Raw genomic sequence first — 12,479 nt, 5'->3', positions numbered from 1 at the left:
CCCAATCAGTCCCCTCTCCCTCTGGGAGAGGGTTAGGGTGAGGGGCTTTTGACTTTCCGGCTGTTGGCACAAATCTCGCTAAGTAAAACGCACAGGTAACCAACGGCGGTTGCCCCACCTACGACAAAGACGTCGCTCACCCGTTCGCCCAACCGGCGCATCAGGTAGCGGCGTTTTTGCGTTTTGGCCCCACAGCCCGGGGCCGGTGGTGCGGCCGTGGCGGCGCCCCACCTGCTGTTGCACGACTCCTTTCGAGACTCTTTTCAGCTGAGGTGCGCGATGAATTCAAGCTTCTGGAAATCCGGCCACACCCCGACATTGTTCGCGGCCTTCCTCTATTTCGACCTGAGCTTCATGGTCTGGTACCTGCTCGGCCCGCTGGCGGTGCAGATCGCTGCTGATTTGCACCTGACCACGCAACAACGCGGCCTCGTCGTTGCCACGCCGATCCTCGCCGGCGCCGTACTGCGCTTCGTGATGGGCATGCTCGCCGATCGTCTGTCGCCGAAAACCGCCGGGTTGATCGGTCAGGTCATTGTGATTTGCGCGCTGTTCGGCGCCTGGAAAATCGGCATTCATAGCTACGAGCAGGCATTGATCCTCGGCCTGTTCCTCGGCATGGCCGGCGCGTCGTTCGCCGTCGCCCTGCCCTTGGCTTCGCAATGGTATCCGCCGCAGCACCAGGGCAAAGCCATGGGCATTGCCGGTGCAGGCAACTCCGGCACCGTGTTCGCCGCGCTGCTGGCACCGGTGCTCGCCGCTGCGTTTGGCTGGAGCAATGTTTTCGGTTTCGCCCTGATTCCATTGATCCTGACGCTGGTGCTGTTTGCCTGGCTGGCCAAAAATGCGCCGCAGCGGCCGAAAGCCAAAGCCATGACCGACTACTTCAAAGCCCTGGGCGACCGCGACAGCTGGTGGTTCATGTTCTTCTACAGCGTCACCTTCGGCGGCTTTATCGGCCTGGCCAGCGCCCTGCCCGGCTACTTCAACGATCAGTACGGCTTGAGCCCGGTGACCGCTGGTTACTACACCGCCGCCTGCGTGTTCGGCGGCAGTCTGATGCGACCGCTGGGTGGCGCGCTGGCGGATCGTTTCGGTGGCATCCGCACGCTGCTGGCGATGTACACCGTTGCCGCCGTGTGCATCGCTGCTGTCGGTTTCAACCTGCCAAGTTCCTACGCGGCGCTGGCACTTTTCGTCTGCACCATGCTCGGTTTGGGGGCAGGCAACGGCGCGGTTTTCCAACTGGTGCCGCAGCGTTTTCGTCTGGAGATCGGCGTCATGACCGGACTGATCGGCATGGCCGGCGGCATCGGCGGTTTTGCCTTGGCCGCCGGCATGGGCGCGATCAAACAGAGCACCGGCAGCTATCAGTTGGCGCTGTGGTTGTTCGCCAGCCTAGGCGTGTTGGCATGGTTTGGCCTGCACGGCGTCAAGCGTCGCTGGAGAACCACCTGGGGTTCGGCGGCGGTGACAGCGGCGCGGGTCTGAACCGTCGATGGCACTGCAACTGAATTTTGCCGAAGCCAGCGCCACCGGTCCGCGCGCGGAAAATCAGGACGCTCTGCGTTCGGTGACACCGGCCCCGGCGCTGGCGGCGAGCAAAGGTTATCTGTTCGCCATCGCCGACGGCGTCAGCCAATGTGCCGATGGCGGACTGGCTGCGCGTTCGACCTTGCAGGCGCTGGCGCTCGACTATTACGCCACGCCGGAAACCTGGAGCGTGGCCCAGGCGCTGGATCGTCTGTTGCTCGCGCAAAACCGCTGGCTGCAGGCCAACGGCGGTGGGCAGCCATTGCTCACCACGGTCAGTGTTTTGGTCATGCGAGGGCGGCGTTTTACCCTCGCCCACGTCGGCGACTGCCGGGTGTATCGCTGGCACGGCGATAGTTTGCAGCGGGTCTCGGAAGATCACGTCTGGGATCAGCCGGGCATGCAGCATGTGCTCAAACGCGCGCTGGGGCTGGATCAGCATCTGGTGCTGGACTTCCTTGACGGTGAACTGCGCGACGGCGAGTGCTTTGTTTTGCTCAGTGACGGTGTCTGGTCGACGCTGGGCGATACCGCGATTGCGGCGATTCTGCGTGACCAGCCGGATCTGAGCAGTGCTGCGCAAACGCTGGTCAATGCCGCGCATATGGCAGGGAGTCAGGACAACGCCAGTGCATTGCTTGTGCGGGTCGATGCGGTGGGTGAAGCGAATATCGGCGATGCACTGATTCATTTGCAGCAATGGCCCCTGCCGCCAACGCTGAAACCCGGCCAATCCTTCGAAGGCTGGCAGGTGCAGGGGATTGTCGCTCAGAGCCAGCAATCGCTGCTGTATCGGGTTGTCGATGCACAGGGCCAGACGTGGTTACTGAAAACCCTAGCGTCGCGTTCCAGCGACGATTCCCACGCCGGACAAGCGCTGCTGTCTGAGGAATGGTTCCTCAAACGCGTGGCCGGCCGCCACTTTCCTGAAGTCCATGCCTGCCAGCAGCGTCAGCATTTGTACTACGTGATGCGGGAATATTCCGGGACAACGCTGGCGCAGCTGTTTCAACAGTCCGGCCCGTTGCCGTTGGCGCAGTGGCAGGACATCGCCGAGCGCCTGTTGCGCGCGGTCGGCCTGCTGCATCGGAGGCAGATTCTGCATCGCGACATCAAACCGGAGAACCTGCATTGGGGTGATGACGGCGAATTGCGCCTGCTGGATTTTGGTCTGGCGTACTGCCCGGGGCTGTCCGAAGACGCGCCGTCGACACTGCCCGGAACCCCCAGTTACATCGCCCCGGAAGCGTTTCGCGGCGATCCGCCGAGTGCGCAGCAGGATCTGTATGCGGTCAGTGTGACCCTGTATTTCCTGCTGACCGGGCATTTTCCCTATGGCGAGATCGAAGCGTTTCAGCGACCGCGCTTTGGTGTAGCGGTGAGTGCCAGCCGTTTTCGACCGGATCTGCCGGAATGGCTGGCGCAGAGTCTGGAGCGCGGGGTGGCGGCGGATCCGCAACAACGGTTTGAAACGGCGGAAGAATGGCTGTTGGTGTTGGAACAGGGCGAGCGTCGGAGTTTGAGTGTGCGACCCAGACCGTTGCTGGAGCGTGAGCCATTGAAGGTCTGGCGGACGATGGCATTGGTGGCTTTGCTTGGGAATCTGGTGCTGCTGGTTTTGTTGTTTCACAGTTGAACCGCATCGCGCCATTCACCACAAATCCATCTCCCTGAATGCCCCACGAACGAGCAACCCGCTTCGAATCAGTGCAAAAAAACCATCCTCAAAATCCGTCACCCCCAATAAACCCGCCACCGTCCCCACTTGGCACAACCACTGCATTACCCCATTCAACACACACATAAAGCCCAACCTTCAACGACGAAGGCTGCGCTTCCCGAGAGAACGGGACCAGGACAAAGGCGTCCTCGCTAGGCAACTAGCGGGACGCCTTTTTTTGTTTGCGCAAAATTTCTCGAGCAAGGCCTGACTGCCCAAAAGAGGCCAGCCGCAGCTCCCCGGAGAACCTGATGAAAAAACTCAAACTGGTGATGATCGGCAATGGCATGGCCGGGGTCCGCACCCTCGAAGAACTGCTCAAGCTGAGCAACGAGCTGTACGACATCACGGTCTTCGGCGCCGAACCGCACACCAACTACAACCGCATTCTGCTTTCACCGGTGCTGGCCGGTGAGCAGACCTTCGAGGAGATCGTGCTCAACGACCTCGACTGGTATCTGGAAAACAACATCAAATTGTTGCTTAACCGCAAAGTGGTGGAGATCGACCGGGTCAAACGTCGGGTGATCGCCGAGGACGGCACCGAGGCTGAATATGACCGTCTGCTGATTGCCACCGGTTCGACGCCGTTCATCCTGCCGATTCCCGGCAACACCTTGAACGGCGTGATCGGCTACCGCGATATCGCCGACACCCAGGCCATGATCGACACTGCGAAAACCCACAAGCACGCGGTGGTTATCGGCGGCGGCCTGCTCGGACTGGAAGCCGCCAACGGCCTGATGCTGCGCGGCATGCACGTGACCGTGGTGCACATCGGCGAATGGCTGCTGGAACGGCAACTCGACAAGACCAGCGGCCAACTGCTGCAAAGCGCCCTCGAATCCCGTGGCCTGCATTTCCGTTTGTGCGAACAGACCCAGGCCTTGCACGACGCTGGCAATGGTCGGGTCGGCTCAGTGCAGTTCAAGAACGGCGACATCATCCCTGCCGATCTGGTGGTGATGGCCGCCGGCATTCGTCCCAACACCGAGCTCGCGGAGAAGGCCGGCATCCCGTGCAATCGCGGAATTCTGGTCAACGACACCTTGCAAACCTACGACCCGCGCATCTACGCGATCGGCGAATGCGCCAGCCATCGCGGTATCGCTTACGGCCTGGTTGCGCCGCTGTTTGAACAAGCCAAGGTCTGCGCCAATCACCTCGCGCAACTGGGATTCGCCCGTTATCAGGGTTCGGTGACCTCGACCAAACTCAAAGTCACCGGCATCGACCTGTTTTCCGCCGGCGACTTCATGGGCGGCGAAGGCACGGAAACCATCACCCTCTCCGACCCGATCGGCGGCGTTTACAAAAAACTGGTGATCAAGGATGACGTGCTGGTCGGCGCCTGTCTGTACGGCGATACGGCAGACGGCGGTTGGTATTTCCGACAGATTCGTGAGAATCACGCCATCGGCGAGATCCGCGATCACCTGATGTTTGGCGAAAACGCCCTCGGCGACGTAGGACATCAGGGCCAGGACAAAGCCATGGTCATGGCCGACACCGCCGAAGTCTGCGGCTGCAACGGCGTGTGCAAAGGCACCATCGTCAAAGCCATTCAGGAACACGGCCTGTTCAGCGTCGACGAGGTGAAGAAACACACCAAAGCAGCCAGCTCCTGCGGCTCGTGCGCCGGGCTGGTCGAACAGATCCTGATCAACACCGTCGGCGGCGCGGCGGACGTCAAACCGAAAAGCGAAAAAGCCATCTGCGGCTGCAGCGATCTCAACCACGGGCAGATCCGTCAGGCTATTCGCGAACAGCATCTGCTGACCATCGCCGGCACCATGAGCTACCTCAACTGGCGCACGCCGAACGGCTGTGCAACGTGCCGCCCTGCTCTCAACTATTACCTGATTTCCACTTGGCCCGGCGAAGCCAAGGACGATCCGCAATCGCGCCTGATCAACGAACGCGCCCACGCCAACATCCAGAAGGACGGCACTTATTCGGTGGTGCCACGGATGTGGGGCGGCGTGACCAACCCGTCGGAACTGCGGCGGATTGCCGACGTGGCTGACAAATACAACGTGCCGATGGTCAAGGTCACCGGCGGGCAGCGCATCGATTTGCTCGGCATCAAGAAGCAGGACTTGCCCGGCGTGTGGAAAGATCTCGACATGCCCTCCGGCCACGCTTACGGCAAATCCATCCGCACTGTTAAAACCTGCGTCGGCAGTGAGTTCTGCCGCTTCGGCACGCAAAACTCGACACAACTGGGCATAGAACTTGAGCACGACTTGTTCAACATGTGGTCGCCGCACAAAGTGAAACTCGCTGTCTCCGGATGCCCACGCAACTGCTCGGAAGCGGGGATCAAAGACGTAGGAATCATCGGCGTCGACTCCGGTTGGGAGATGTACATCGGCGGTAACGGCGGGATCAAAACCGAAGTCGCCGAATTCTTCGTCAAGCTGAAAACCGCCGAAGAAGTCCGTGAATACAACGGCGCGTTCCTGCAGTTGTACCGCGAAGAAGCCTTCTACCTCGAGCGCACCGTGCACTACCTGCAGCGGGTCGGCATGGAGCACATCAAGAAAGCCGTGCTGGAAGACCCCGAGCGGCGCAAAGCGCTGAACGAACGCCTGCAATTCTCCCTGTCGTTCGAACAAGACCCGTGGAAAGAACGTCTGGCGCAGCCGCAACTGAAGAAAGAATTCGACGTCATTCCTGTGAAAAATCTGGAGGTGCCAGCATGAACTGGCTGGATATCTGTGCCCTCGACGAGATCAACGCCCTCGGTTCGCGGATCATTGCCGGGCCGAAAGGTGACATCGCGATTTTTCGCACAAGCGACGACGAAGTTTTCGCCCTCGACGACCGCTGCCCGCACAAGGGCGGACCGCTGTCGCAAGGTCTGATTTACGGCAAACGCGTCGCCTGCCCGCTGCACAACTGGCAGATCGACCTCGAATCTGGAGAAGCCCAAGCCCCGGACATCGGTTGCGCGCATCATCATCCGGCGCGGGTCGAGAACGGTCGCGTGCAACTGGCCCTGCGGGACGCGATCTGATGAACCGCCAGACGACCGCCTCGACCTGCTGTTATTGCGGTGTCGGCTGCGGCGTGCTGATCGAGCATGACGGCGAGCGCATCCTCGGCGTCAGTGGCGATCCGGCGCATCCGGCCAACTTCGGCAAACTGTGCAGCAAAGGCTCGACCCTGCACCTGACCGGCGACCTCGCGGCTCGCGCGCTGTATCCGGAACTGCGTCTGGGCAAAGGCCTGGCGCGCAGCCGCACGGACTGGGACACGGCAATGGAACACGCCGCCAACGTCTTCGCCGAGACCATTGCCGAGCACGGCCCGGACAGCGTGGCGTTCTATATCTCCGGGCAACTGCTGACCGAGGATTACTACGCCTTCAACAAACTGGCGCGGGCACTGGTCGGGACCAACAACATCGACAGCAATTCACGCCTGTGCATGTCCTCAGCCGTGGTCGGCTACAAGCGCAGCCTCGGCGTCGACGCCCCGCCGTGCAGCTATGAGGATCTGGAACTCAGCGATTGCGTGATGATTGTCGGCAGCAACATGGCCTACGCCCATCCGGTACTTTTTCGTCGGCTGGAAGAGGCAAAATCCCGCCGCCCACAGATGAAAGTCATCGTCATTGATCCGCGGCGCACCGACACCTGCGACCTCGCCGACCTGCATCTGGCGATTCTGCCCGGTACCGATGTCGCCTTGTTCCATGGGATTTTGCACCTGTTGTTGTGGGAAGACTGGATCGACCGCGACTTTGTCAAGGCGCACACCGATGGCCTCGCCGAACTGAAGAGTCTGGTGCGCGACTACACCCCGCAAATGGTTTCGCAACTGTGCGGGATCAGCGTCGAGCAATTGCAGCAGTGCGCCGAATGGGTCGGTACGTCGCCGAGTTTTCTGTCGCTGTGGTGCATGGGTCTGAACCAGTCCACCGCCGGCAGCGCGAAGAACAGTGCGTTGATAAACCTTCACCTGGCCACAGGGCAAATTGGCCGTCCGGGTGCAGGACCTTTCTCCCTCACCGGTCAGCCAAATGCCATGGGCGGACGGGAAACCGGCAGTTTGTCGAATCTGTTGCCCGGCCATCGCGACGCGGCCAACCCTGAGCATCGCGCGCAAGTGGCGGCTTATTGGGGTGTTGATCGGTTGCCGGAAAACACCGGGCTCAGTGCCATCGAACTTTTCGAGCAGGTGCGCAGTGGCCAGATCAAGGCATTGTGGATTGCCTGCACCAACCCTGCTCAATCGATGCCCGACCAACACTCGGTGCGAGCAGCACTGGAAGCGTGTCCGTTTGTGGTTTTGCAGGAAGCCTTTCGCATCACCGAAACCGCTGCGCACGCCGATCTGCTGTTGCCCGCCGCCAGTTGGGGCGAGAAAGAAGGTTCTGTGACCAACTCCGAGCGACGCATTTCCCACGTGCGCAAAGCCATTCTCCCACCCGGTGAAGCGCGGCCGGATTGGGCGATCACCGTGGAATTCGCACAACGCCTGGAGAAACGTCTGCGCCCCGGTGAACCGAGTCTGTTTGCGTTCACCCAACCTGCGCAGCTGTTCGATGAATTCAAAGGGCTGACGCGCGGGCGGGATCTGGATATGTCCGGGATCAGTCATGCGCTGATCGACGAGATCGGGCCACAGCAATGGCCCTTCCCTGTCGGTGCTCGCGAAGGAACACCACGACTTTACGAGGACGGTATTTTTCCTACGGTCACCGGGCGCGCGCAATTCATAGCCGAGCCGTACCGCGCCGCCAAAGAACAGCGCGACGCACGCTTTCCGCTGACGTTGATCACTGGCCGCCTGCGCGATCAATGGCACGGTATGAGCCGCACCGGCACGGCGGCGCAACTGTTCGGGCATGTCAGCGAAGCGGTGTTGAGTCTGCATCCAGACGAATTGCGCCGTCATCGCTTGCAGCCGGGCGATCTGGTCAATCTGAAAAGTCGTCGCGGCGCGGTGATCGTCGCAGTCGGCAGCGATGACAGCGTGCGTCCAGGGCAAGCGTTTCTACCGATGCACTGGGGCGACCGCTTTCTCAAGGGTGGCGTGAACACCCTGACCTTGCCGGCCTTTGATCCACTGTCGAAACAACCGGAACTCAAACACAGCGGTGTGCGCCTGGAGCCAGTCAATCTGCCGTGGCAGCTTTTCGCACTGATCGAAGGCGATGTTCAACGGCATTTCGAGACGCTTAGACCGCTCTGTGAGGCGTTTTCCTACGTAAGTCTCAGCCTTGTCGGACGTGAGCGATCGGCACTGCTGATACGCGCTGCGAGCAGTGAGGCACCCGATGCGCAATTGCTCAGTGAAATCGACCATTGCCTGTCGCTGATCGACGGCCCGGTTGTGGCCTATGACGACCCCCGCCGGGCCATCGGCAAGCGTGTGCGTATTGAAAATGGTCGGATCACTGCGATTCGCCTGGCTGGCGAGACTCTCGCCCAGCATTGGCTGCAAGGGTTGTGGCTGGAAGGCCGTGCGGACGAACAACTGCGGCGCTGGTTACTGGCACCGATGAGTGCGCCGCCGGGCAGTGCCGGGGCGCAGATTACTGCGGATAAAACCCTGTGCAACTGCAAAAACGTCAGCCTCAACGCGGTTTGCGCCGGTATTCGCCAGGGTCTGGATCTGCAAGGTTTGAAAAACAATTTGGGCTGCGGCACGCAATGCGGCTCGTGTGTCCCGGAAATAAAACGTTTGCTGGCTGCCGACGTGCAGCCAGCCGCCGTCATCTGATGAGGAAAACACCATGAATGCAAAAGTCTGGCTGGTGGGTGCAGGTCCTGGTGATCCCGAATTGCTGACCCTCAAAGCACTACGCGCCCTGCGTGAAGCCGATGTGGTGCTGATCGATGATCTGGTCAACGACGCGGTGCTGGAGCACTGTCCTGGCGCCCGCATCATTGCAGTGGGTAAACGCGGGGGTTGCCGCTCGACACCGCAGGCGTTTATTCATCGCCTGATGTTGCGTTATGCCCGTCAAGGCAAGTGTGTGGTGCGCCTCAAGGGCGGCGATCCGTGCATTTTCGGCCGGGGCGGTGAAGAGGCGCAGTGGCTGCGCGAGCGTGGGGTCGAGGTGGAGTTGGTCAACGGGATTACCGCCGGGCTCGCCGGGGCGACGCAGTGCGATATTCCACTGACGTTGCGTGGGGTCGCGCGTGGGGTGACGCTGGTGACGGCGCACACGCAGGACGACAGCCAACTGAACTGGCAGGCACTGGCGCAGGGCGGCACGACGCTGGTGGTTTATATGGGCGTGGCCAAGCTTGAGGAGATTCGCGATCAGCTGTTGGCAGGCGGGATGGCGGCGGATACGCCGGTGGCGATGATCGAGAATGCATCCCTACCCGAGCAGCGTGAATGTCGGAGTGATCTGCGGGGCATGGGTAACGATGCCTGTGCGTTTGGACTGAAAAGTCCGGCGATTCTGGTGATTGGCGCCGTGGCGGCCGTTGCAGCAGATCAAAAGATCGCAGCCTTCGGCAGTTCCTGCAAAGTGGCGGCTCGCGCCCGGTAAAGCCAAATCGCAGACAAAGAAAAGCCCGGCCTAAGCCGGGCTTTTCTCAGAGCGGCAGCTAATTACTTAGCTTGAGCTTCAACCTGCGCTTCTACGCGACGGTTAACAGCGCGGCCAGCGTCAGTTTTGTTGTCAGCAACTGGGCGGGATTCGCCGTAGCCAACAGACTGAACGCGGGACGATTCAACACCGTACTGGTTGGTCAGAACTTGCTTAACGGCGTTTGCACGACGCTCGGACAGTTTCTGGTTGTAAGCGTCAGGACCGACGGAGTCAGTGTGACCTTCAACAGTAGTGGTGGTGGATGGGTACTGCTTCATGAAGTCAGCCAGGTTTTTGATGTCGCCGTAGCTGTTTGGCTTCACAACCGACTTGTCGAAGTCGAACTTAACGTCCAGCTCAACACGAACAACTTCAGCAACTGCTGGGCAGCCATCAGCGTCAACAGTTACGTTGGCTGGGGTGTCCGGGCACTTGTCAACGTTGTCGCAAACGCCGTCGTTGTCGCTGTCGGAGCAGACTTCAGCTGGTGCTGGAACTGGAGCAGCAGCAGGCTTGGAGCCGCCACCGAAGTTCACACCGATACCAACGCTAGGAGCCCACTCGGTGTCGCCCTGGTCGATGTTGTACTGAGCTTCAACGCCGGCACGAGCGTAGAAGTTGTCGGTGAAGTACAGCTTGGCACCAGCGCCAACGTTGGCGAAGGTGGAGCGGTCACGACCGCCGGAACCGTTCTGACCGATGCTCTGATCGGAGAAACCAGCCGATACGTACGGACGCAGCATGTCGCCTGGGTTGTTGAAGTGGTACAGAGCGTCCAGAGCGGTGTTAGCGCCCTTGATGTTACGACCGTCGTCGGAACGCACGTTGTGCACTTCGTCGTAGCCCAGACGCAGTTCAACGTCGTCGGTCAGGAAGTAACCGATCGAACCGCCGAACAGGTTGCCGTTGTTCTTGAAGTTACGAGCGCTGTCGAATTGTTCTTTCTTTGCGAAGCCTTCGATTTCAACTGCGCCTTGGCCTTGTGCCAGAGCGCCGAACGAAGTGGCGGCAATCAGAGAACCAATGGCCAAGCCCAAGGTGTTTTTCAGTTTCATCCGTTAAATCCCCATCTGGTGATTGTGAAGCAGTCCCGCAAACCGGGGGACAACTCGGCGGCAAGTCTATCAGAACTTGCCTACACGTAAGAGATATTTGCGCTGAACTAAGTTTCAGCAATGCCTGCAAATTTCTCACGCAATTTATCTAGAGCACGTTTGTAACGCATTTTTGTCGCACTCAAACCCATGTGCATGATGTCTGCGATCTCCTGAAATTCCAGCTCTGCGACAAATCGAAGCACCAGAATTTCGCGGTCAATCGGGTTCACATACACCAGCCAGCGATCAAGCCCGCCCTTCTCCTCGGGTTTTGGCGCCTTTTCTTCGGACGCTTCCTCGAGGGGGTCAAGACTCAATGCGTCCATCAAGCGACGCTTTCGCCGTTCCTTCCGATACTGCGTAATACATTCGTTGTACGTGATGCTGTAGAGCCACGTTTTGAACTTCGATTTCCCCTCGAAGTTCTTCAGGCCATACAGCACCTTCAACATGACTTCCTGACAGACATCGTCTGCGTCGCGATCGTTCCCAAGATATCTCGCACAAACGTTAAATAATGTTCGCTGGTAACGCCGCATCAGTTCTTCATAGGCGCGCGTTACGTGAAAAAGCTCGGTATGCGAGCGCGCGACCAACTCCTCATCAGAGAGCTCGCGGGGGTCGTAGCGCGTGGATAGCGTTTGGGCTTTATTCAAAACAAGTCGTGCCGACAGTCAGGTCAATGTCCACCGCAACCAGCATCAGCTGGCATTTTGCGGCGGCATACATTAGCAGGGTTTGCCGGATTAGCGGCTACTCACATGCTGTTCCAGCAGGATCCGATTGGAGAGAGAGACTAGCTCACCCTCATCGGTCAGCAACGTGGTTTTAACCGTGCCGATCTCCTCGATCTGCCCTTCGACCTCGCCAACACGCACTTGTTGCCCAACCTGATACAACTCACGCACATAGATTCCCGCAAGAATCTGACCGGCAATTTCCCGGCTTCCCAAACCCATGGCCAGCGCAACCGCCAGACCAACGGTAATCAATACAATGACAATCACATGGTTCAGCAGGTCGGTTTTGACTTCGAGCTGACTGATTGCCACCGAGATACTGATGATGATCACCAGCCCCTGAGCTATCCGACCAAGTCCCGAAGCGTAGTCCAGGCCTACGCCTTCCGCCGCCCCGCGCACCAGTCCGTTGGCCAGTTGCGCAAGCAAAACACCTACCAGCAACACCAGCGCGGCGCCGAATACTTTCGGCAAATACAGCGCCAACATATCCAGCGTAGCTGAAACTCGCTCAAGTCCAAGGGATTCTGCTGCAGAAACCAAAAATATCAGCAGAACGAACCAATAGACGATTTTTCCGATCAGGGTCGAGATCGGCACCTGCAGTCCGGCGCGAGACATCAATTTGGTCAAACCGGTGCCGCCCATCAGGCGATCGAGGCCGAGTTTGGCGAGCAGTTTCGACAGCAAGGTATCGAGCAGTTTGGCCACGACGAAACCCAACAGCAGCACGACCAGTGCGCCGAACAGGTTCGGGATGAAGTTGGCCACTTTGGTCCACAACGCAGTCATTGCAGTGACGAGGCTCTGAGTCCAGAGGTCGAGTTCCATAT

At 59.6% G+C, this 12,479-nt stretch carries 9 protein-coding genes; 6 read left to right on the top strand and 3 right to left on the bottom strand.

Going from position 1 to position 12,479, the window contains the following annotated elements; translation table 11 throughout:
- Nucleotides 1-279: 279 nt before the first annotated feature.
- The 6 genes from ACZZ0G_RS21520 (at nucleotide 280) to cobA (ending at nucleotide 9,767) form a co-directional block, all read left to right on the top strand.
- Nucleotides 280-1,491 (top strand): nitrate/nitrite transporter, encoded by a 1,212-nt coding sequence (locus ACZZ0G_RS21520; protein WP_463557441.1) that lies wholly within the window; start codon nucleotides 280-282, stop codon nucleotides 1,489-1,491.
- A gap of 7 nt (nucleotides 1,492-1,498) precedes the next feature.
- Nucleotides 1,499-3,169, top strand: coding sequence for a protein kinase domain-containing protein (locus tag ACZZ0G_RS21515; RefSeq protein WP_463557440.1), 1,671 nt, complete (start codon nucleotides 1,499-1,501; stop codon nucleotides 3,167-3,169).
- 335 nt (nucleotides 3,170-3,504) lie between these two features.
- On the top strand, nucleotides 3,505-5,958 hold the full coding sequence (gene nirB, locus ACZZ0G_RS21510) for a nitrite reductase large subunit NirB (protein WP_463557439.1): 2,454 nt from the start codon (nucleotides 3,505-3,507) through the stop codon (nucleotides 5,956-5,958).
- Nucleotides 5,955-6,272, top strand: a complete 318-nt coding sequence (gene nirD, locus ACZZ0G_RS21505; protein WP_016985592.1) for a nitrite reductase small subunit NirD — start codon at nucleotides 5,955-5,957, stop codon at nucleotides 6,270-6,272. The genes nirB and nirD overlap by 4 nt, the downstream gene beginning before the upstream one ends.
- On the top strand, nucleotides 6,272-8,986 hold the full coding sequence (locus ACZZ0G_RS21500; protein WP_463557438.1) for a nitrate reductase: 2,715 nt from the start codon (nucleotides 6,272-6,274) through the stop codon (nucleotides 8,984-8,986). The genes nirD and ACZZ0G_RS21500 overlap by 1 nt, the downstream gene beginning before the upstream one ends.
- Before the next feature lie 13 nt (nucleotides 8,987-8,999).
- Nucleotides 9,000-9,767 carry a uroporphyrinogen-III C-methyltransferase gene (cobA, locus tag ACZZ0G_RS21495; protein WP_463557437.1) on the top strand — a complete coding sequence of 256 codons (768 nt, stop codon included), beginning with the start codon at nucleotides 9,000-9,002 and terminating at the stop codon, nucleotides 9,765-9,767.
- A 62-nt stretch (nucleotides 9,768-9,829) separates the two neighbouring features.
- On the opposite strand, the gene ACZZ0G_RS21490 is transcribed toward cobA, so the two are convergent.
- The 3 genes from ACZZ0G_RS21490 to ACZZ0G_RS21480 all read right to left on the bottom strand — a co-directional run bounded on the left by ACZZ0G_RS21490 (nucleotide 9,830) and on the right by ACZZ0G_RS21480 (nucleotide 12,477).
- Complete coding sequence (locus tag ACZZ0G_RS21490) at nucleotides 9,830-10,864, bottom strand: OmpA family protein (protein ID WP_463557436.1); 1,035 nt, start codon at nucleotides 10,862-10,864, stop codon at nucleotides 9,830-9,832.
- A 107-nt stretch (nucleotides 10,865-10,971) separates the two neighbouring features.
- Complete coding sequence (gene sigX, locus ACZZ0G_RS21485; protein WP_011333251.1) at nucleotides 10,972-11,562, bottom strand: RNA polymerase sigma factor SigX; 591 nt, start codon at nucleotides 11,560-11,562, stop codon at nucleotides 10,972-10,974.
- Nucleotides 11,563-11,652: 90 nt separating this feature from the next.
- Nucleotides 11,653-12,477, bottom strand: a complete 825-nt coding sequence (locus ACZZ0G_RS21480) for a mechanosensitive ion channel family protein (protein ID WP_007916401.1) — start codon at nucleotides 12,475-12,477, stop codon at nucleotides 11,653-11,655.
- Nucleotides 12,478-12,479 lie beyond the last annotated feature (2 nt).

The organism is Pseudomonas sp. AC169, from assembly GCF_979258515.1.
This window is presented reverse-complemented; position numbering and strand designations above follow the sequence as displayed.